This is a genomic window from Duganella kummerowiae (assembly GCF_053572355.1).
In genome coordinates this window covers 162,406-182,103 of record NZ_JBKFEH010000011.1, presented here as the reverse complement: position 1 = coordinate 182,103, position 19,698 = coordinate 162,406, and the positions used below count along the sequence as shown (strand labels likewise).

16 protein-coding genes are annotated in these 19,698 nt (G+C 69.6%); 3 read left to right on the top strand and 13 right to left on the bottom strand.

Annotated features, from left to right (window positions below):
- Positions 1-24 precede the first annotated feature (24 nt).
- From ACLB1G_RS16840 to ACLB1G_RS16815, 6 genes are all read right to left on the bottom strand, one after another.
- The gene (locus ACLB1G_RS16840) at positions 25-771 is read right to left on the bottom strand and encodes a lysophospholipid acyltransferase family protein (protein WP_491628385.1); all 747 of its coding nucleotides are present in this window, start codon (positions 769-771) and stop codon (positions 25-27) included.
- Positions 768-2,066, bottom strand: coding sequence for a dihydroorotase (locus ACLB1G_RS16835; protein WP_491628384.1), 1,299 nt, complete (start codon positions 2,064-2,066; stop codon positions 768-770). Before ACLB1G_RS16835 ends, ACLB1G_RS16840 begins: the two co-directional genes overlap by 4 nt.
- 29 nt (positions 2,067-2,095) lie before the next feature.
- The gene (locus ACLB1G_RS16830; RefSeq protein WP_491628383.1) at positions 2,096-3,061 is read right to left on the bottom strand and encodes an aspartate carbamoyltransferase catalytic subunit; all 966 of its coding nucleotides are present in this window, start codon (positions 3,059-3,061) and stop codon (positions 2,096-2,098) included.
- Between the two features lie 16 nt (positions 3,062-3,077).
- On the bottom strand, positions 3,078-3,590 hold the full coding sequence (gene pyrR, locus ACLB1G_RS16825; RefSeq protein WP_491628382.1) for a bifunctional pyr operon transcriptional regulator/uracil phosphoribosyltransferase PyrR: 513 nt from the start codon (positions 3,588-3,590) through the stop codon (positions 3,078-3,080).
- A 6-nt stretch (positions 3,591-3,596) separates the two neighbouring features.
- A complete protein-coding gene (ruvX, locus tag ACLB1G_RS16820) occupies positions 3,597-3,926 on the bottom strand; it encodes a Holliday junction resolvase RuvX (RefSeq protein WP_491628564.1) in 330 nt (109 codons plus the stop codon).
- Positions 3,927-4,016: 90 nt separating this feature from the next.
- Positions 4,017-4,670, bottom strand: a complete 654-nt coding sequence (locus ACLB1G_RS16815; RefSeq protein ID WP_491628381.1) for a YqgE/AlgH family protein — start codon at positions 4,668-4,670, stop codon at positions 4,017-4,019.
- Positions 4,671-4,866: 196 nt separating this feature from the next.
- Between ACLB1G_RS16815 and ACLB1G_RS16810 the strand changes: the two genes are divergently transcribed.
- Positions 4,867-6,324, top strand: coding sequence for a cryptochrome/photolyase family protein (locus ACLB1G_RS16810; RefSeq protein WP_491628380.1), 1,458 nt, complete (start codon positions 4,867-4,869; stop codon positions 6,322-6,324).
- Here ACLB1G_RS16810 and ACLB1G_RS16805 read toward each other — a convergent pair.
- From ACLB1G_RS16805 to ACLB1G_RS16780, 6 genes are all read right to left on the bottom strand, one after another.
- Entirely contained in the window at positions 6,305-12,232 is a 5,928-nt protein-coding gene (locus ACLB1G_RS16805; protein ID WP_491628379.1) for an Hpt domain-containing protein, read from the bottom strand. The two genes, ACLB1G_RS16810 and ACLB1G_RS16805, sit on opposite strands and share 20 nt — an antisense overlap.
- A 15-nt stretch (positions 12,233-12,247) precedes the next feature.
- Positions 12,248-14,557 (bottom strand): methyl-accepting chemotaxis protein, encoded by a 2,310-nt coding sequence (locus ACLB1G_RS16800; RefSeq protein ID WP_491628378.1) that lies wholly within the window; start codon positions 14,555-14,557, stop codon positions 12,248-12,250.
- A gap of 11 nt (positions 14,558-14,568) precedes the next feature.
- Positions 14,569-15,096: a chemotaxis protein CheW gene (locus ACLB1G_RS16795; protein WP_491628377.1), complete on the bottom strand. Its 528-nt coding sequence runs from the start codon at positions 15,094-15,096 to the stop codon at positions 14,569-14,571.
- A complete protein-coding gene (locus ACLB1G_RS16790) occupies positions 15,096-15,461 on the bottom strand; it encodes a response regulator (protein ID WP_491628376.1) in 366 nt (121 codons plus the stop codon). The genes ACLB1G_RS16795 and ACLB1G_RS16790 overlap by 1 nt, the downstream gene beginning before the upstream one ends.
- Positions 15,462-15,480: 19 nt before the next feature.
- Positions 15,481-15,879 carry a response regulator transcription factor gene (locus ACLB1G_RS16785; protein WP_491628375.1) on the bottom strand — a complete coding sequence of 133 codons (399 nt, stop codon included), beginning with the start codon at positions 15,877-15,879 and terminating at the stop codon, positions 15,481-15,483.
- Between the two features lie 90 nt (positions 15,880-15,969).
- Positions 15,970-16,122 carry a rubredoxin gene (locus ACLB1G_RS16780; protein WP_491628563.1) on the bottom strand — a complete coding sequence of 51 codons (153 nt, stop codon included), beginning with the start codon at positions 16,120-16,122 and terminating at the stop codon, positions 15,970-15,972.
- A gap of 95 nt (positions 16,123-16,217) precedes the next feature.
- Here ACLB1G_RS16780 and thiD point away from each other — a divergent pair, with 95 nt between their 5' ends.
- On the top strand, positions 16,218-17,063 hold the full coding sequence (gene thiD / locus ACLB1G_RS16775; RefSeq protein ID WP_491628374.1) for a bifunctional hydroxymethylpyrimidine kinase/phosphomethylpyrimidine kinase: 846 nt from the start codon (positions 16,218-16,220) through the stop codon (positions 17,061-17,063).
- 26 nt (positions 17,064-17,089) lie between these two features.
- Complete coding sequence (gene hemL, locus ACLB1G_RS16770; protein ID WP_491628373.1) at positions 17,090-18,376, top strand: glutamate-1-semialdehyde 2,1-aminomutase; 1,287 nt, start codon at positions 17,090-17,092, stop codon at positions 18,374-18,376.
- Positions 18,377-18,378: 2 nt separating this feature from the next.
- Here hemL and ACLB1G_RS16765 read toward each other — a convergent pair whose 3' ends face one another.
- The gene (locus ACLB1G_RS16765; protein ID WP_491628372.1) at positions 18,379-19,689 is read right to left on the bottom strand and encodes an ABC transporter ATP-binding protein; all 1,311 of its coding nucleotides are present in this window, start codon (positions 19,687-19,689) and stop codon (positions 18,379-18,381) included.
- Positions 19,690-19,698: the final 9 nt, after the last annotated feature.

Below are 19,698 nucleotides of genomic sequence, written 5' to 3'. Positions count from 1 at the left end.
GTCGGCGGCTTGGAGCGGCGCTGACTAAGCCGCCGGCGCGATCCCCAGCGCGGCCGCGATGGCCGCGTGGCTGGCCTCGGCCAGCTCGCGCCGGTGCGCGCCGGCGCCCTGCAGCGGCGCCAGGCAATGCAGGCGCGCCTTCACCGGCGGCCCCTCCAGGATGGCCAGCAGGCTGGCGGCAAAAGTGGTCTCGCCGATGAAATCGACGGCCGGATGCGGCGCGCCGGACGCGTCGCGGTAGCTCAGCGCCAGCGGCTGCACCGGCACTTTGGCATCGACAGCGGCCTCGAACAGGTTGGCGTGGAAGGGCAGCAGCTGGCCCTGGGCCGCCGTGGTCCCCTCCGGGAAGAACGCCACCCGCTCGCCCGCCTCCAGGGTATGCACCAGGCCCTTGAAGATGTGACGCAGGTCGCGCCGGTTGCCGCGCGCGATGAACACGGTGCCGGCCTTCTCGGCCAGCCAGCCGGCCAGCGGCCAGGAACGGATCTCGGCCTTGGCCACGAAATGGCAGGGGTGCAGCGCATGGATCACGAAGATGTCCAGCCACGAGATGTGGTTGGCCACCACGGCGGCGTGCTCCAGCAGCGGCGCCGAGGCGGGATTGAGCTCCACCGTCACATTACACATGCGCAGCAAACGGCGCGACCAGCGCCGGATATGGCCGTTGCGGCCCTCCGGCCCGATCCAGGGGAACACGGTGGCGCAGATCGCCATCCCCCACAGCATGTGGACAATGACGCGCACACCGCGCAGCAAGGTGCGCGGCTTCAACGCTGGAAGGCGATGCGGCCGGCCACGATGGTGGCCCGTACCTGGCCGCCCAGTTCGTAGCCCAGGAAGGGCGTGTGCTTGCCCTGGCTGGCCAGGGCGGCGGCCTTGACTTCCCAGCGCGCGGCGGGGTCGAACAGCACCACGTCCGCCACCTTGCCGACACCCAGGGTGCCGGCATCCAGGCCGGCCACGCGGGCCGCTTCCGAGGTGACGCGGGCCAGGGCGCGCGACAGCGCCGAGGCGCCGCCGGCCTGCGCCACGGGGGCATAGTCCTCGGCCCACTTCAGGGCCAGCGACAGCAGCAGTTCCAGGCCGGTGGCGCCGGGCGAAGCTTCGCCGAAGGGCAGCAGCTTTTCGTCGTCGTCGACCGGGGTATGGTCCGAGCACAGGGCGTCCACGGTGCCGTCCAGCAGGCCGGCGCGGATGGCCTCGCGGTCGCGCTGGCTGCGGAACGGCGGCGTCACGCGCGCGTTGGAGTCGAAGAAATTGATGTCGGCGTCGGTCAGGTGCACGTGGTGGGCGCCCACGTCGCAGGTGACGGGCAGGCCCTCGGCCTTGGCGGCGCGCACCAGCTCCAGGCCGGCGGCCGACGAGATGCGGCACAGGTGCACGCGGGCGCCGGTGGCGCGCACCAGCTCGAAGATGGTGTGCAGGGCGATGGTCTCGGCCATCACCGGCACCCCGGACAAGCCCAGGCGCGAGGCCAGCGGACCGCTGTGGGCAATGCCGCCGCGGCCGATGTAGGCGTCCTGCGGGCGCAGCCAGACCGTGTAGCCGAAGGTCCTGGCGTACTGCAGGGCGCGCAGCAGCACGGTGGTGTCGGTGATGGCTTCCTCGGCCTGGGTGAAGCCGATGCAGCCGGCCTCGGTCAGCTCGGCCATCTCGGTCAGCGACTGGCCTTTCAGGCCCATGGTGAGGGCGCCCAGCGGGTGCACGTGGGCCTGGTTCAGGCCGCGCGCGCGGTGCTTGAGCATTTCCACCAGGCCCGGTTCGTCCAGCACCGGATCGGTGTCGGGCGGGCATACCAGGCTGGTCACGCCGCCCTGCACCGCCGCCTGCATTTCCGTTTCCAGCGTGGCCTTGTGCTCGTAGCCCGGCTCGCGCAACCGGGCCGACAGGTCGACCAGGCCGGGCGCCACCACCAGGCCGCTGGCGTCGAGGGTGGTATCGGCCTCGAAGCCGGCCGGCGCGGCGCCGACGGCGGCCACCTTGCCGTCGATGATGTACAGGTCCTGCTGTGCGTCGACGTGGTTGGCCGGGTCGATCAACCGGCCGTTCTTGATGTGGAGTTTCATCCCTGCTTCATCCCTGCTGTATTTGCCCATTAACCTTGATTGCCTGCCAAGATGCTCATCACCGCCATGCGCACCGCGATCCCGAAGGTCACCTGCGGCAGGATCACGGCCTGTGGTCCGTCGGCCACGGCCGAGTCGATTTCCACGCCCCGGTTCATGGGACCGGGGTGCATGACGATGGCGTCCGGTTTGGCCAGCGCCAGGCGCTCCGGGGTCAGGCCGTAGCTCTTGAAGTATTCCTGCGCCGACGGCAGCAGGGCGCCGCTCATGCGCTCGTTCTGCAGGCGCAGCATGATGATCACGTCCACGCCCTTCAAGCCTTCATCCATGTTGGTGTAGGTGCGCACGCCCAGCTGTTCCAGGCCGCCCGGCAGCAGGGTGTGCGGGCCGATGGCGCGGATCTCCGGCACGCCCAGGGTGGACAGGGCGTGGATGTCGGAACGCGCCACCCGGCTGTGCAGGATGTCGCCCACGATGGCCACCGTCAGGTTGGTGAAGTCCTTCTTGTAGTGGCGGATGGTGTACATGTCCAGCAGGCCCTGGGTCGGGTGGGCGTGGCGGCCATCGCCGGCGTTGACCACGTGGACATGGTTTTGCCTGGTATCCTGCAGGTGCTTGGCGATCAGGTAGGGCGCGCCCGACTGCGAGTGGCGCACCACGAACATGTCGGCGTGCATGGCCGAGAGATTGTCGATGGTGTCCAGCAGCGACTCGCCCTTGCTGGCCGAGGAGGCCGAGATGTTCAGGTTGATCACGTCGGCCGACAGGCGCTTGGAGGCGATCTCGAAGGTGGTGCGGGTGCGGGTCGAGTTCTCGAAGAACAGGTTGAACACGCTCTTGCCGCGCATCAGCGGCACCTTCTTGACCTCGCGGTCGGACACGCTGACGAAGGACGAGGCGGTGTCCAGGATCTGGTTGACGATGGCCTTGGGCAGTCCCTCGGTGGTAAGCAAGTGCTGCAGCTCGCCGTGTTTGTTCAGTTGCGGATTGAGCATGGCGTTTTGATGATGATTATTCGATGGTCAGTTTGAACAGGCCGGCGCCGTCCTGCTGCAGGCGCAGGGCCTGGCCGGCCGGCACGCGCGTGCTGGCGGCCACGAAATCGGCCGCCACCGGCAGCTGGCGCTCGCCGCGGTCGACCAGGGCCGCCAGCAGGATGCGCGCCGGGCGGCCGTAGTCGAACAATTCGTTGATGGCCGCGCGCGTGGTGCGGCCCGTGTACAGCACGTCGTCCACCAGCACGATGGTGGCGCCGCTGACGTCGAAGCCGATATGGGTCGGCTTGACCTCGGCCGGCAAGCCCTTCTTGGCATAGTCGTCGCGGTAGAAGGAAACATCGAGCACGCCGAAGCGGGCCGTCAGGCCGAGGTCGCGGGCCAGGCGTTCGGCGATCCAGGCGCCGCCGGAATGGATGCCGACGATGGCGGCGTCGGCCACGCCGGCCAGGCCGGCGCGCAGCTGTTCGACCAGGGCCGCGTACAGCGCCTCGGCGTCGAGCTCATGGGGATTACTGAGGTTGGACATGATGGTCTAGGTTGCGTCGAAATATTGTTGCAGGATGATGGCGGCGGCCTGGTCGTCGATGCGCTGCCCGCGCCGGGCGTCTATCACGGCCGAGGAATAGCGCTCGTCGACCAGCTCCACCGGCAGGCCGAAGCGGCCATGCAGCTGGTTGGCGAAGCGGCGGCAGCGCGCCGTCATCTCGTGTTCGGCCCCGTCCGGATGCAGCGGCAGGCCCACCACCAGGCGCGCCGGTTTCCATTCGTCGAGCAAGGCGGCGATGGCGGCGAAGCGGGTAGCGTTGTCCACCGCGCTGATCACCTGCACGGGCTGGGCCTGGCGCAGCAGGGTATTGCCCATGGCCACGCCGATACGTTTGATGCCGAAATCGAAAGCGAAGATGGTGTCTGCGTTCACCGCGCCGGCCCCGCCTGGTGCAGATGCCTGGGCTTATGCATGGCCGGCCTCGGAGGTGAGCATCAGCGGATCGATGCCCAGCAGCTTCATGGCGGCCACGTAGCGCTGCTCGATGGGCAGGTCGAAGATGATGCGCGGATCGGCGCCCACGGTCAGCCAGCCGTTGCGGCTGATCTCGTCCTCCAGCTGGCCCGGGCTCCAGCCGGCATAGCCTATCGACACCAGCATGCGCGGCGGACCGTCGCCCGAGGCCACCGCCTCCAGCACGTCGATGGAGGTGGTGAAGGCCACGTCGCCGGTCACCGTCAGCGAGGAGGAGTAGCGCGCGCCCGGCGTGTGCAGCACGAAGCCGCGGTCGTCCTGCACCGGGCCGCCGAACATCACCGGCTCGCTCTCGATGCGGTGGTCGAGGTTGTCGCCCGGTTCCAGGTCGATGCGCTCGAACAACACCCGCATGGTCATGTCGGTGGGCTTGTTGATGACCACGCCCAGCACGCCGTTGTCGTTGTGTTCGCACACATACACCACGGTGCCGCCGAACACGGGATCCTGCATGGATGGCATTGCAATAAGGAAATGGTTCGCCAGGTTCAGGGCCGGGCTGGCGCCCACGGTGTCCGGCGCGGCGCCGGGGTCGGCCAGGAGGCCGGGAGCGGGCAGAGTCTTGCCGATTTTGCTTTTTTTCATACGCATTGCTCTCTCTGCTGGGATCGGTATTGCCGGCAAACTGCGGTACCATGCGCGCGGTTTGCCACTCTGTTCAGGCGACAGTTTACACTGAATTGGACTGCCGGACCGCAAACGGCCCGCCGCCATGCCCCATGGTAGGGCCGAAAACCGGTCCGCGTCTTGCGTTCCCACACGAGCACAGCATACTTACAACATGAAAAAAAATAGCTCCCTGGTATGGTTCCGGCGCGACCTGCGCGCCTTTGATCACGCGGCCCTCTATCACGCCCTGCAGGCCGGCGGCGCCGTTTATTGTGTTTTTATCTATGACAGCACCATCCTGGAGCCGTTGCCGAAACGCGACCGCCGGGTCGATTTCATCCACGCCAGCGTGGCCGAACTGGCGCAGGAACTGGAACAGCTGGGCGGACACCTGATCGTGCGCCACGGCGATCCGCTGCAGCTGATCCCGGCCCTGGCCGCCGAGCTGGGCGTGGATGCCGTGTATTGCAATCATGACTACGAACCGCTAGCCATTGCGCGCGACGCGGCGGTGGCCAAGGCGCTGGGTGAGCTCAAGGCGCCCTTCCACAGCTACAAGGACCAGGTCATCTTCGAGAAAAGCGAAGTGCTGTCGCAAAGCGGCGGCGTGTTTTCCGTGTTCACGCCCTACAAGAACGCCTGGCTCAAGAAGCTGGACGCGGACCGTTCCGTGCTCACGCCCTACAACATCGCGCCGCATGCGGCCAGCCTGGCGCCGGGACGCTCAAGCCTGCCCAGCCTTGCGGAGATAGGCTTCGAACCCAGCAACCTGGCCGAGCTGAAGATTCCGACAGGCATGTCGGGCGCCGCCGCCCTGTTCGAGGATTTCGAGAAGCGCATCGCCGGCTACGACGTGGCGCGCGACTATCCGGCCGTCAAAGGCCCATCTTACCTGTCGCTGCATTTCCGCTTCGGCACCCTGTCGGTGCGCCACCTGGTGCGCACCGTGCTGGACCTGATGGCGCGCGGCAACGGCGGCCAAGGTGCGGCCGTGTGGCTGTCGGAGCTGATCTGGCGCGAGTTCTACGCCATGATCCTGTACCACCACCCTCACGTGGCGCACAGCGCCTTCAAGCCGGCCTACGACGCCATCGAATGGGAGACCGGTCCCGAGGCCGACGCCTTGTTCGAAGCCTGGTGCCAGGGCCGCACCGGCTACCCGCTGGTGGACGCCGCCATGCTGCAGCTGAACCAGACCGGCTACATGCACAACCGCCTGCGCATGGTCGCGGCCTGCTTCCTGATCAAGGACCTAGGCATAGACTGGCGCCGCGGCGAAGCTTATTTCGCCCTGCACCTGAACGATTTCGACCTGGCCTCCAACAATGGCGGCTGGCAATGGGCGTCCTCGTCCGGCTGCGACGCCCAGCCCTATTTCCGCATCTTCAACCCGGTCACGCAGTCGGAAAAGTTCGACGCCGAGGGCAAGTTCATCCGCCGCTACCTGCCGCAGCTGGCGCAGCTGTCGAACAAGGAAATCCACGCGCCGTGGCTGGCGCCGCGCATGCTGATCAAGGGCGACTACCCGGCCCCGCTGGTGATGCACGACGAGGCGCGCCAGCGCACGCTGGCGCGCTATGAGGTGGTCAAAACCGTGGTCAAGACCGTGGTCAAGAAGCCTGCGGCTTGAGCATGCCGTCGATGGCGGCCAACAGCTCATCCTCCTGGTAGGGCTTGCCGAAATAGGCGTTCACGCCCAGCTGCAGGGCGTAGTTGCGGTGCTTGTCGGCGCTGCGCGAGGTGATCATGATGACCGGGATGTCCTGGGTGCGCTGATCGGCGCGCACGTTGCGGACCAGGTCGAAACCGTCCATGCGCGGCATCTCTATGTCGACCAGCATCAGCTCCGGCCTGACGGCCTGCAGCTGCTCCAGGGCGTCCACCCCATCCTTGGCCAGCAGCACGTGGAAGCCCTCGCGCTCCAGCAGGCGCTGGGTGACGCGGCGCACCGTCAGCGAATCGTCCACTACCATCACGGTGCGGCCGCGCGGCAGGGCCTGGGCGCAGTCGCCGGCGGCCTGGGCGTACTGGCCGCGCAATTCGGGATGCTGGACCAGGTGCTGGGCCAGGGCCACAGGATTGAGTATCAGCACGATGTCGCCCGAACCGAGCACGGTGGCGCCGGCGATGCCCACCAGGCGCGACAGCTGCGGGCCCACGTTCTTGATCACCACCTCGCGGTTGCCGATCACCTCGTCCACTTGCAGCGCCAGGCGTTCGTTGCCGTTCTTGAGCACCAGCACCGGAGCCGAGCGCCGCTGCGGCGGCGCCCCGGCGTCGCCCAGCAGCTGCGGCAGGTAGTGCAGCGCGGCGTGCTGGCCGTGCAGCTGCAGCTGGCCGGCGCGGCGGGCCTCGTCCAGCACCTCCTGCCTGGCTTGCAGCACCTGCTCCACCTGCATGGTGGGCACGGCGTGGGTCTTGCCGCCGGCCGTCACCAGCACCACCTGGGACACGGCCAGGGTCAGCGGCAACCGGATGGTGAAGCACGTCCCCTTGCCGCTGTCGGAGCGCAGGTCGACCCGGCCGCCCAGGGCCTGGGCCTCGGACTGCACCACATCCATGCCCACGCCGCGTCCGGACAGCTCGGTCAGGGTGTCGGCGGTGGAAAAGCCGGGCTGGAAGATCAGGTCGGCGGCCTGCACGTCGCTGATTTCCTGGCCTTCGGCCAGCAGGCCGGTGGCGCGCGCCTTGGCGCGGATGCGTTCCAGGTCCAGGCCGGCGCCATCGTCGGAAAAGGCGATCACCACTTCATTGCCTTCCTGCGCCACTTCCACCAGCAGTTCGCCGGTTTCGCTCTTGCCGGCGGCGGCGCGCGCGGCGCGGCTTTCGATGCCGTGCGCGATGGCGTTGCGCAGCAGGTGCTCGAAGGGCGCGGCCATGCGTTCCAGCACGCCGCGGTCGATTTCCACCGCGCTGCCCCGGATATCGAGGTTGACGCGCTTGTCGACTTCCTTGGCGCTCTGGCGCGCCACCCGGAACAGGCGTTCCGAGATGGCGCCAAAAGGCACCATGCGCACCCGCATCAGGTCGCGCTGCAGTTCACGGGTCAGGCGGGCCTGCAGGGCCAGGTCCTCGGTGGCCGTCTCGACACCGCGCGCCAGCCCCTCGTGGAAGCTGGCCACGTCGTTGACGCTTTCGGCCATCATGCGTGTCAGTTCCTGCAGGCGGGTGAAGCGGTCGAACTCGAGCGGGTCGAATTCGCGTTCGCTGCTGACCGCCATGCGCGAGGCAATCTGCGATTCGGCCTGCATTTCCACTTCGCGCAGCTGGCGCTGCAAGCGGGCCAGGTTGTCGGAGAATTCGGCCAGCGCACCGCGCAAGGCGCCGACTTCGTTTTCCAGGCGCGAGCGCGAGATCGACACCTCGCCAGCCTGGTTGACCAGGCGGTCCAGCAGGTCGGCGCGCACCCGCACCAGCGGCGAGCGGGCGCCGGGTTCTTCCTCAGCCTCGGTGGCCGCCTCGGCCGCCGCTGCGCCCTCCGTGCCGGCCGGCGCCGGGGCCAGCGGCGCATCGGGCTGCTGCAGCTGTTCGAACAGCAGCATGGCGTGGTCGTAATGGGCCAGCAGTTCATCGAAGGCCTGCGGCGTGGCGCTGTCCGAGCGCACCATGGTTTCGATGTGGGTTTCGATGTCATGGGCGTGCTGGCCCAGGCGCATGGCGCCAGCCATGCGCGCGCTGCCTTTCACGGTGTGCAGGATGCGGCGCAGGGTTTGCGGGTGGCCGCTGTCGCCCGGCTCGTGCTGCCAGGCGCGCAGGGCCTGGCCGACCTGGGGCAGCAGGTCGGCGCCCTCCTCCAGGAACACCGGCAGCAGCTCGGGGTCGAGCTCATCCTGGTAGCTCGCAGGTGAGGTGGCCAGCGGCTCGGCCGGGTCCAGCGCGATCACCTCGGCGCTGGTGTCCAGTTCGGGGATGGCGCCGGGCGCAGCGGGCGGCTCCTGCCCCGGTCCGGATGCTTGCTCGGGCTCCGCCCCGGGTTCGTGCGCTGGCGCGGGTTCCAGTTCGGGTTCCGCCTCTGCGTTCGCCTCGGGTACATGCTCGGTCTCGGTCTCGGTCTCGGTCTCGGTCTCGGGCTCCGGCGCTGGCTCCATCGCTGCCGCCAGGGCGGCTTCGAACAGGTCGCCGGCGCTGTCGGCGGCCGGCGCCGGCGGGGCGGCGATCTGGGTCAGGGGCGGCTCGGCGTAGGCGTCGTCGAAAGCGGAGTTGAACAGGTCGTCGATATCGCTGCTATCCTGGGCTGGCGCTTTCTTGGGCGCCGCGACCGGACGCGGCGCCGGTTCAGGAACGCTGCCGCTCAGGCTGTGGTAGGCCAGGCGGAACAGCTGGTCCAGCGGGCTCTCGCCGGGCAGCGGCGCGGCGGCGGCCACCTCATCGGCAGGCGCCGCTCCTTCTTCCGGCGCTTCCTGCGGCGCGCCCGGGCGCGTGTTCATGATGCTGTCCAGGGTGTCCGCAAACAGGCGGTCCAGGCGAGCCTCGATGTCCGGGCTGGCGGCCGGCGGCGCGCTGCCCAGCTGCTCGCGCAGGCTGTCCAGCGCGGCGATCAGTTCCGGCTGGGCCGCCGGCATGTCGCCCTGGGAGTAGCCCTGCAGCATCTGGCGTATGCGCTCGACGGCGAAGTCCAGCAGGTCGTGCTGGGCCTGGTCCAGCTGGGGGGCGGGCGGCTCCAGCTTCTGCAGCGCCCCTTCCAGCGCGAAGGCCAGCTCGCGCATGCGCTGGAAGCCGACCGTGGCGGAGCTGCCCACCAGGGTGTGGACGGCCTGCTGCGCCGCAGCCGACACCGGCCGGCGCGGTTCGTGGCGCCACTCGCTGAAATCGCGCGACAGCAGCCGCACCAGCTCGTCGCATTCGTGCAGGTAGATGTTGTACAGCGCCAGCGGAATATCGAGTTCGCCGATGCGCTTGCGGTCGTCCTCGCGCTGCACCTGCGGCGCGCTCACGGTGGGGAATTCAATCACATTGCCGCCCGGCGGCAGGCCGGCTTCGGGACCGGCCGGGGGCAGATCGGCCGGTGTCAGCAGAGGCGCCGATTGCGCATCCCAGGGCTCCTCCCCGGCCGGTGGCGCAGTAGGCACGGCCTGGGCCAGTTCCGGTTGAGTGGCCACTGGCGCCTCACCGGCGTCAAGATCCGGCCATGGCGGCACCCCCAGCGGCAGCTGCGCAAACGGCGGCACGTCCTCCGCAGGCGCCAGCGCCTGGATTTCCCCGGCCAGCCGGGGCGCCGGCGCATCGTCCGGCAAGGGCAGCACGCCGATTTGCTGCGCGGGCAGCAGCGGTTCGATGCCGTCCAGCGCCAGCGGCGCCGGCGGCGGAGCGAACTCGCCGCCCTGCTCCACGCGCGCGGCGGCGGCCTGGAGGCCTTCCGCGTTGCGCGGCGAGACCCCGGCCTGCGACAGCTCGTCGACCCAGTCCCGCAGCTCGCGCGCCGCATGGTCCAGCAGCGCGCGCAGGGGCGGCGTCATGGGACGCGATTCCGCCAGCCATACGTTCATGACCCGCTCCACCGCGCCGGCCGCGTCGGCGAACTGGTTCAGGCCCACCATGCGGCCGCTGCCCTTGAGCGTATGGAAGGAGCGCCGCAGGGTGGCCTGCCATTCCTGGGCGCCGGCCTGGTCCCCGGCGCCAGGCAGGGTGGAATCGAGCAAGGCAAACACCTCGCGCGCCTCGTCGATGAACACCTCCAGCAGCTCCGGCTCGATGGCGGCGTCACTGGGAGCGGGCGCAGGCGCCTGCTGCGGCAGCGACAGCGGCAGCGGCGGCGGCACCTGCTGGTTCAGCACCGGGATGCCGCCCGCCTCGGCCATTTTGCGGAACGGCACCGAGCGGAACGTGCCCTGCGCGGCGTCGAAGGCGAAGCGGGCGCGCGCGCCGTCCGCGTTCTGGCCCAGCATGTCGACAAAGAAGCCCAGCGCCCCCACGTTCTGGGCGATGGCTTCCAGCGCCCGGGCCTTCTGCCCAGGCTCGGCCTTGCCCTGGGCCAGCTCGCGCACCGCCGCCTTGACATGCTGGACGGCGCGCATGGCGGCGTCCTGCTCGAGGATGGCCAGCGCGCCCTGCAGCTGGTGCAGCACCGGATCGAGGCCGGTCAGCACCGGCCACAGCGCAGGGTCGGCGTGGAATTCGTCCAGCACTTTCTCGACGTGGCGCAGGCCGGTCTTGAGTTCCGCCGCCAGGGTCACCACGGTGTCGTCCTGGCGCATCTGGTAGGCCAGGCTGCTTTGCCAGCGCGCCGGTTCCGGCGGGGTGGCGCCGGACTCCAGCGCCTGCAGGCGCGCGCCTATGGTGTCGGCATGGGCAGCGAAATCGTCCGGCAGCAGGCGCAGCCGCGCCAGGCCGTGCTCCGCGAACAGCAGCGCAGTGGACATCTCCAGTGCCAGTTCCTCACTGCGGCCGGCCGTGCGCGCCACACCGTCGACCTGGCGCAGCAGAGCGCCCAGGGCCGGCAGGCCCAGCTTGTCGGTGGCCGCCGCCGCGCCGCGCACGGCGGCGCCAAAGGCCGGATCGAGCGGCGCGCCGCTGTCGCCGCCGGCCTGGCGCTCCCACACCGCCTTGGCCTGGGCCACTTCCTCGCGCGCCCTGGCCAGGGCCTCGGCGTCGACCTGGCCGTAGCGGTGCGCTTCGTAGTCGGCCGGCGCCAGGCCCTGCAGGCCCCATTCCTGGTACAGCTGGCGCGCCGTTGCCGGCAGCTCGCCGCCATCGGCGCCGGCCGCCGCGATGAAGAACAGGGCGTCGCGCAGCATGGCGTCCGGGGTTTCCGCCGCGCCCTGCGCCAGGCGGCGCAGCTGCAGGTTGATCTGGCCGAACAGCTGCTTGGCGTACAGGCCGTCCGCTACCCTGTCCTCGGCCACCAGTTCGGCAAACGCCTGCATGGCCTCCCAGAATACGCGCTGGCGGCCGTCGGTGCGCGAAGCGGCCAGCGCCGCCACGGCGTCGCGCAGGGCGGCCGCATGTTCGCGCCGGGCCTGCGGCTCGGCGCTTTTCAGATACGGCAGCAGGGCGCGCTCGAAGCGCTGGCGCAGCGCCGCCAGGTCGGGGGCCTCGGCCACCTCGGCCACCAGGCCGGCCAGCGCGGTGGCGCGCTCCAGGTCGGGGAAGAACAGGTCGGCCGGGTGGATGCGCTCCACGCCCAGCAGCTCGCGCACGGCGCGGTAGTACGGGAACAAGCGGGCCGGCTGCTGCGGTTCGCCTTCCAGCAGCTGCTCCAGGTACTCGGCCAGGGCCTGGTACAGCTGCGCCACCAGCCGCACATGGTCGGCGCTGCATTTCAGGCTGCCATCCTTGAAGCGGTCCAGCACCGCCTCGGCGCTGGCGGTCAACAGGCCCACGCCCTCCACGTCCACCATTTGCAGCGCGCCGTGCGCCTGGTGCAGGTGCGAGCGGGCCAGCTGCAGCTGGGTGGCCTGGTCCTCCGGATCGCGTCCGCCGGCTTCGAACAGGGCGGTGCGCGAGCGCGCCAGCGCCTCGCGGATCTCCCCCATCACCCAGGACAGGGGGCCGGTATCGAATGCCGTGGCGGCGGGGGTCGGAAGGTCGGTTCTGCTCATGCCGGGATCAGCCTCTCAATGGGATGGGGACGCGATGCGGAAACGCGCCACCGAATTTTTCAGCTCCTGCGCCAGCAGCGCCAGCTGCTCGATGGAGTGCGCGGTCTGCTGGGTGCCGGCCTGGGTCTGCTCGGTCACGGCCAGGATGTGCTGGATGTTGTGCGCCACGCAGCCGGCCGATCCGGCCTGCTGCCCGGTGGTGCTGGCGATGCCGGAAATGAGCTCGGCCAGGCGGTTGGACACCTGGATGATGTCGGCCAGCGCCGCGCCGGCCGCATCGGACAGTCGCGTGCCCTCGACCACGCCGCGGGTGGATTTTTCCATGGCCGCCACCGCGTCGTGGGTATCGGTCTGGATGGCGCGCACCAGGGCGCCGATCTGCTTGGCCGCCTCGGCCGAGCGCTCGGCCAGGCGCTGCACTTCCTCCGCCACCACCGAGAAGCCGCGCCCGGCCTCGCCGGCGGAGGCGGCCTGTATGGCGGCGTTCAGCGCCAGCACATTGGTCTGCTCGGTGATGTCGGAAATCAGCTCGGTGATTTCGCCTATCTCCTGCGAGGATTCACCCAGGCGCTTGATGCGCTTGGAGGTGTCCTGGATCTGGTCGCGGATCTCGTGCATGCCCTGGATGGCGTTGTGCACCGCCGTCGAGCCCTGCAGGGCCGCCGCCACCGACTGGCGCGCCACGTCGGCCGACTCGCTGGCCGAGCGCGACACGTCGGTGATCTCGCCCGCCATGCGTACCACGGTGGCGCTGGCCTGCTGGATCTCGCGCGACTGCTGCTGCGAGGCCTGCAGCAATCCGCTGGAAATGCTGTTGGCGCGGGCCGAAGCCTGGATCACCTGCTCGGCGGTGGCGGTGACCCGGCCCACCAGGCCGCGCAGCTCCTCCACCGTGTAGTTGACCGAGTCGGCGATGGCGCCGGTGATGTCTTCGGAAACCGTGGCCTGCACCGTCAGGTCGCCGTCCGCCACCTCCTGCAGCTCGTTCATCAGGCGCAGGATGGCGGCCTGGTTCCTCTCGTTGGTGGCCTTGGCCTCGGCCTCCATGCGCTCGGACTGCTGGCGCAGCTCCTCGGCCTGGCGCCGGCGCAGCTCGGCCCCGCGCGCGCGGCTGTGCGAATCCTGCAGCAGCACGCGGCCGATGGCGGCGGCCGAGGCCAGCGCCAGCAGGCCGCCGCCCACCATCAGCCAGAAGGCCGGGTCCAGGCCCTCCTGGGCGTCGCGGTAGGCCTGCTGCAGGGCCGACAGCTTCTGGCGCAGGGCTTCGTTCTCGCCGAAGATCAGCTGCTCGGCGTTGCGCGCTGCGACGAACTTGTCCAGTTTGTCGAGGATCACGGCCACCAGCCGCTGGTACTGCTCGAACTCCGCCTTGAGCTGCTCCAGGCGGCCGCGCACATCGGGGTCGCGCAGCGGCGCCAGCTGCAGCGCGGCGCTGCCGTTCAGCAGGCCGTCCACCGTGCTGCGGAACACGGTGCTGTCGCGCCCCAGCTGGAAGGCGGTCTCGGTACTGATGCTGCCGGCGGTGAGGAATTCGCTGGCGTTGCCCTTCATGCGCTGGGTCAGCATGGCCAGCCGGCCCCAGGCCGCCATCTCGCGCGCACCGGCGCCGCGCTGCAGGCGCAGGGCGGCGATCTCCTCGGCGCGCGCCAGCAGGTCGGGCGACAGGGCGGCGATCTGCAGCAGGGTCTTGTCGATGCCGCTCAGGTCGGACTTGAGCAGCAGGATGGTGCCGGCCGCCATTTCGGAACTGTTCCACTGCTTACGCGCGGCCGCCAGCAGTGGCGCCAGCCCCGTGTTGGGGGCGCCGGTCTCGTGGCCCTGGTAGACGCCGCCGCGCGCCAGCAGCACGAAGGCCCGGGTCAGCTCGGTGCGGCTGTCCTCCAGCTGGCGGAAACCCTCGTCGCTGCCCTGCAGGGCGTTGGGGGCCGCCTTGCCGATGCGCTGTGAGTGCATCAGAGCGTCGCTGGCAATCTGGGTCTGGGTCGAGCGGTTGGCGTTGTGGATGGTGTTGAGGGTGACGAAGGCCGCGCTCCAGGCCAGGCTCAGGGCCAGTGCGGTGGACAGGATGCTGAGCTGGCGCTGGGCCGGCAGGTGGCCGATCAGGGGCAGCTTGAAGTGGGCGGCGTGGGCGGCGGCGTCGGGCGGCGCCGGCCGCGCGCGCCGGCCCAAGGCGTGGCGCAGGCGCAGCGGCTCGTCGTTGCCGTCCGCATCGCCGGGCTGGAAGGCGGGAGCAGAGGGAGACAAGGGAGGCAAGGTCATGGGCGGCCGGGGAGCTTCCTGCTCCCGGCGTCCCAGGCTGCGCTGCGCACGCTTGAGGAAACCCATGCCCGCTCCCCTCACGCCGCCGGCGCCAGGCCGGCCTGCGCGAAGCGGGGTTCGGCCACCAGCCGCGCCAGGTCGATGCGCATCCAGGACTGCTGCTCGGCATCCGTGTAGTGGCCAGCCAGCCAGGCCGGGTCGCCGTCGCGTGCCGGGGCCGGGCGCAGCTGGTCCAGGCGGCGCAGGCCCAGCACGCGGGCGGCCAGCAGCGCGCAGTTGTAGCCCAAGCGCGGGGCCAGGGTCACCAGCCGGCCCGCGCCGGACTGTGCGGCGCCGCCCAGGTAGCGCTCCAGGTCCACCACCCCGGTCAGCACGCCGCGGATGTTGACCAGGCCCAGGTACCAGTCGCAGGTGTAGGGCACGGGCAGCGGCGTCTGCGGCGGCGCGATCTCGCCCAGCTGGGTCAGGTCCAGCAGGCAGCGCCGGGTACCCAGCAGCACGCCCAGTTCGCGTCCGCCGTCGGCGCCGCGCGCGGCCTGCATGCGCTCCAGCAGCTGCACCTGGTACTGGCGCAGGCGGCTGCGGCGCTCCGGCGCGCCGTCCATCAGCCCAGCGCCGCGATCTTGGACAGCAGGTCGGCAGCCTGCACCGGCTTGACCAGGTAGTCGCGCGCGCCCTGGCGCAGGCCCCAGATGCGGTCGGTCTCCTGGCTCTTGCTGGAGCAGATGATGATGGGCACGTCCTGCAGTTCCGGGTCGCGGGCGATGGAGCGGGTGACCTGGAAGCCGTTCGCACCCGGCATCACCACGTCCATCAGGATCAGGTGCGGCTTTTCGGCGCGTATGCTGGCCAGGGCTTGCTCACCGCTTTCGGCGGTGCTGACGGTGTAGCCGGCGCGCGCCAGGATGTCGGTCAGGTAGTAGCGCTCGGTCGGCGAGTCATCCACGATCAGTATGCGTTGTATGGCCATATTCCCCCCTGCGGCGAGCTCACGGTTGGTGCGGGACGGCGCCGCCGGCGTGCATGCGCACGGCCGCCAGCAGGCTGTCCCTGGTAAAAGGTTTGGTCAGATAGGCCGCCGCGCCCACCATGGCGCCGCGTACGCGGTCGACCAGCCCCTCCCTGGCCGACAGCATCAGCACCGGGGTGGCGTGGAAGCGCGCGCTGTGCTTGATCAGGGCGCAGGTCTGGTAGCCGTCCAGGCGCGGCATGAGGATGTCGCACAGCACCAGGTCGGGCCGGTGGTCGCTGATCTGGGCCAGGGCCTCGAAACCGTCGCCAGCCAGCAGCACCTGGTAGCCGGCCTGGCTCAGGAATATCTCGGCGGCACGGCGTATGGTGCTGCTGTCGTCGATCACCATGATGGTCAGGGCGGGCGATATCGTCATAATACGTTTGCTGGGCTGGTAGCCACACGATAGCATAGGATGGCCCTGCGGGGCGCGCGGCCCCGGCGCGCCATGGACAGCGGCAGGCAGCTAGATCGCCACCATCTCGAAATCCTCCTTGCGGGCGCCGCATTCCGGACAGGTCCAGTTCATCGGCACGTCGTCCCAGCGGGTGCCGGGTGCGATGCCTTCGTCCGGCAGGCCCTCGGCCTCGTCGTAGATCCAGCCGCAGATCAGGCACATCCAGGTCTTGAACTCCGTCGTTGTTTCGTTGCTACTCACGTACGCCACCCTTCAATCAAGTAAAATGCTGAATCAGGTATCTTAATCCACCCGCCGTGCAAAACCAAACTTCTCCCCTCATCCTGAGCTTCGGGGCGGCCGATCCGCTCGGCGCCACCGGCATCCAGGCCGACCTGGCCACTATTGCAGCCCTGGGCGGCGCCGGCCTCACCGTCACCACCGCGTTGCTGATCAGCGACACCAGCAGCATCGAAGACGTGCAGGCCGTCGATGCGGACTGGGTCTCGGACCAGGCCCGCGTGCTGCTGGAGGACGCCACCGTGGCTGCCTTCAAGGTCGGGGCCCTGTCCAGCGCCGAGCAGGCGGCGGCGGTGGCCGAGGTGCTGTCCGACTATCCGGACGCGCCGCTGGTGCTCGATCCCTTCAGCTCGCGCCTGCCCGACAGCGAAGACGAGGACGAGGCCGAGGAAATGCGCAGCGCCCTGGTCCAGCTGCTGGTGCCGCAGGCCACGCTGCTGATGTTGTCGCAGGTGGAGCTGGGCCGGCTGGCCGAAACCTGGCGCGAGGCCGGGGAGCCGGAGGATGGCTGGGAGACCGACGTCGCCCACCTGCTGTCGCTGGGCTGCGAATACGTGCTGGTGACCGGCACTGCGGCGGTCTCCGGCGCCAACGGCCAGCGCCGCGCCAACACCCTGTTCGGGCCGGACGGCCTGGTGGCGCAGGACAGCTGGCAGCACCTGCCGGGCTCCTACATCGGCGCCGGCGGCACCCTGTCGGCCGCCATCGCCGCGCTCATGGCCCGCGGCGCGGAGGTGGAGGCGGCGGTACGCTCGGCCCAGGAGTACACTATCGGCGCGCTGGCCCACGCCCAGCGCTACGGCATGGGCAAGCTGGTGCCCAACCGCTTTTTCCAGCTGCTGCCGGCCGGCGCCGCGCAGTAGCCCCAACCTGACTAGAACACGCAGCCATGACCACGACTTCGAACAACGACATACTGTTTGCCCGCGCCCAGAAAACCACGCCCGGCGGCGTCAACTCGCCGGTGCGCGCGTTCCGCTCGGTGGGCGGCACGCCACGCTTCATCACGCGCGCCGACGGCCCCTATTTCTGGGACGCCGACGGCAAGCGCTATATCGACTACATCGGTTCCTGGGGCCCGGCCATTGTCGGCCACTCGCATCCGGCGGTGGTGGCGGCGGTGCAGGAAGCGGCCGCGCGCGGCCTGTCGTTCGGCGCCCCGACCGAGGGCGAGATCGAGATGGCGGAGGAAATCTGCCGCCTGGTGCCGTCCATCGAGCAGGTGCGGCTGGTGTCGTCCGGCACCGAGGCCACCATGAGCGCACTGCGCCTGGCGCGCGGCGCCACCGGACGCGACAAGATCGTCAAGTTCGAGGGCTGCTACCACGGCCACGCCGATTCCCTGCTGGTGAAGGCCGGCAGCGGCCTGCTCACCTTCGGCAATCCGACCTCGGCCGGCGTGCCGGAAGACTTCGTCAAGCACACCCTGGTGCTGGACTATAACAACGTGGAACAGGTGCGCGACGCCTTTGCCAGCTACGGCGCCGAGATCGCCTGCGTGATCGTGGAGCCCGTGGCCGGCAACATGAACCTGATCAAGGCCGCGCCGGCCTTCCTGCAGGCGCTGCGCGAACTGTGCACCGAGCATGGCGCGCTGCTGATCTTCGACGAAGTGATGTGCGGCTTCCGGGTCGCCCTGGGCGGGGCGCAGGAACTGTACGGCATCAAGCCGGACCTGACCGCGCTGGGCAAGGTGATAGGCGGCGGCATGCCGGTGGCGGCCTTCGGCGGCCGCGCGGACCTGATGGCCAGGATGGCGCCGCTGGGCGCCGTGTACCAGGCCGGCACCCTGTCCGGCAATCCGGTGGCGGTGGCGGCCGGCATGACCACCCTGAAGCTGATCCAGCAGCCCGGCTTCTATGAGCAACTGAGCGCCAGCGCGCAGCGCCTGGCTGTGGGATTGACGGCGGCCGCGCGCGAGGCCGGCGTGGCATTCTGCGCCGACGCCGTGGGCGGCATGTTCGGCCTGTACTTCAGCGCCACCCCGCCCAACAACTATGCCGAGATGATGGCGGGCGACCGCGAGCGCTTCAACCGCTTCTTCCACGGCATGCTGGACGAAGGCGTGTACTTCGCCCCGGCCGCCTTCGAAGCCGGCTTCGTGTCGGCCCAGCACAGCGACGCCGTGATCGACGAGACCATCGCCGCCGCCGGCCGCGTGTTCGCCACACTCTAAGTTCAATCCAGCGCCGGCTGGTCCTCCTCGGGGCTCTGGATCACGCCGGTGTTGAAGTTGTATTCGAACAGGTCGCCGTAGCGCCCCCATTCGATCGCCACCCGCAGCGCGCGCTCGGCTTCCTCTTCGCTCAGGGTGAAGCGCAGCAGGCGCAGGAACAGGTCTTCCGGCAAATCGCCAGACTTGTCCTGCTCCAGCCCGTGGCAGATGTAGGCAATCAGCGGCACATGCTCCAGCAGCTGCTTGCCGAACATTTCCTGGCGCCCGGTGTTATTGGCGGCGACGTAGCGCGCGCCCAGGTCGGTCAGCAGCACGTCGCCCTTGGTCAGGTAGGCAAAGCCCAGCAGGATCAGGGCGTTCAGCACTTCCAGCAGCTCGGCGTCGGTCAGTTCCGTTTCCTCGGCCAGCTGCGGCAGGTCGGCGCGGCCGGAGTATGGCTCCTCGGCCAGCAGTTCCAGTATCGCTTCCATGTGGGCGATGCCGGCCTGCGGCAAGCGGTCGCCCAGCTGCAGCTTGACTTCCTTTTCGCTGATCAGGCCGCGCCGCGCCGCGCCCGCCGTCATCATCTCGTACACCTGGTCGATCAGCTGGCGCACCTCGGCGCCGGCCGCCTTGCGCGGCTGCGGCAGCGAGATCGGCAGCTCGGCCCGAACCCGGCCCGGATCGCTGGCAAACACCAGCACGCGGTCGGCCATCATCACCGCTTCCTCGATATTGTGCGAGACCACCAGGATAGCCTTGGTCGGGATGCGGCCCGACTGCCACAGCTCCAGGATTTCCTCGCGCAGGCGTTCGCCGGTCAGCACGTCCAGCGCCGAGAAGGCTTCGTCCATCAGCAGCACTTCCGGCTCCATCACCAGGGCGCGGGCGATGCCGACCCGCTGGCGCATGCCGCCCGACAGCTCGCGCGGCAGCGCGCCCTCGAAGCCGGACAGGCCGATCAGCTCGATCACCTTCTCGGCCCGCCGCGCCCTTTCCTCGGCGCCCATGCCCTGCGCCTCCAGCCCCAGCTCGACATTCTTCTGCACCGTCAGCCAGGGGAACAGGGCGAAGGACTGGAACACCATGCGGATGCCGCGCGCCGTGCCGTACAGCGGCATGCCCCGGTACAGCACCTGGCCGCTGTCGGCCGGGATCAGGCCGGCCATGATGCGCAGCATGGTCGACTTGCCGGAGCCGGACTGGCCCAGCAAGGCCACGATCTCGCCCTCGTGCAGGGTGAAGTCCACGCCTTCCAGCACGGAGCGCTTGGAGCCGTCGGCGGCTCGGAAGTGCTTGCCGACGCCTTTCAGTTCGACGATGGGAGTGCTCATGATTGCTTA

Excerpts from the sequence above, each read along its gene's own strand:
- ACLB1G_RS16805 (WP_491628379.1), bottom strand. The coding sequence starts at position 12,232 with ATGAGCAGAACCGACCTTCCGACCCCCGCCGCCACGGCATTCGATACC.
- ACLB1G_RS16765 (WP_491628372.1), bottom strand. The coding sequence starts at position 19,689 with ATGAGCACTCCCATCGTCGAACTGAAAGGCGTCGGCAAGCACTTCCGA.
- ACLB1G_RS16780 (WP_491628563.1), bottom strand. The coding sequence starts at position 16,122 with ATGTGCCTGATCTGCGGCTGGATCTACGACGAGGCCGAGGGCCTGCCG.
- ACLB1G_RS16785 (WP_491628375.1), bottom strand. The coding sequence starts at position 15,879 with ATGACGATATCGCCCGCCCTGACCATCATGGTGATCGACGACAGCAGC.
- pyrR (WP_491628382.1), bottom strand. The coding sequence starts at position 3,590 with ATGTCCAACCTCAGTAATCCCCATGAGCTCGACGCCGAGGCGCTGTAC.
- ruvX (WP_491628564.1), bottom strand. The coding sequence starts at position 3,926 with ATGGGCAATACCCTGCTGCGCCAGGCCCAGCCCGTGCAGGTGATCAGC.
- ACLB1G_RS16835 (WP_491628384.1), bottom strand. The coding sequence starts at position 2,066 with ATGAAACTCCACATCAAGAACGGCCGGTTGATCGACCCGGCCAACCAC.
- ACLB1G_RS16790 (WP_491628376.1), bottom strand. The coding sequence starts at position 15,461 with ATGGCCATACAACGCATACTGATCGTGGATGACTCGCCGACCGAGCGC.
- ACLB1G_RS16815 (WP_491628381.1), bottom strand. The coding sequence starts at position 4,670 with ATGAAAAAAAGCAAAATCGGCAAGACTCTGCCCGCTCCCGGCCTCCTG.
- hemL (WP_491628373.1), top strand. The coding sequence starts at position 17,090 with ATGACCACGACTTCGAACAACGACATACTGTTTGCCCGCGCCCAGAAA.
- ACLB1G_RS16800 (WP_491628378.1), bottom strand. The coding sequence starts at position 14,557 with ATGGGTTTCCTCAAGCGTGCGCAGCGCAGCCTGGGACGCCGGGAGCAG.
- ACLB1G_RS16810 (WP_491628380.1), top strand. The coding sequence starts at position 4,867 with ATGAAAAAAAATAGCTCCCTGGTATGGTTCCGGCGCGACCTGCGCGCC.
- ACLB1G_RS16830 (WP_491628383.1), bottom strand. The coding sequence starts at position 3,061 with ATGCTCAATCCGCAACTGAACAAACACGGCGAGCTGCAGCACTTGCTT.
- ACLB1G_RS16795 (WP_491628377.1), bottom strand. The coding sequence starts at position 15,096 with ATGGACGGCGCGCCGGAGCGCCGCAGCCGCCTGCGCCAGTACCAGGTG.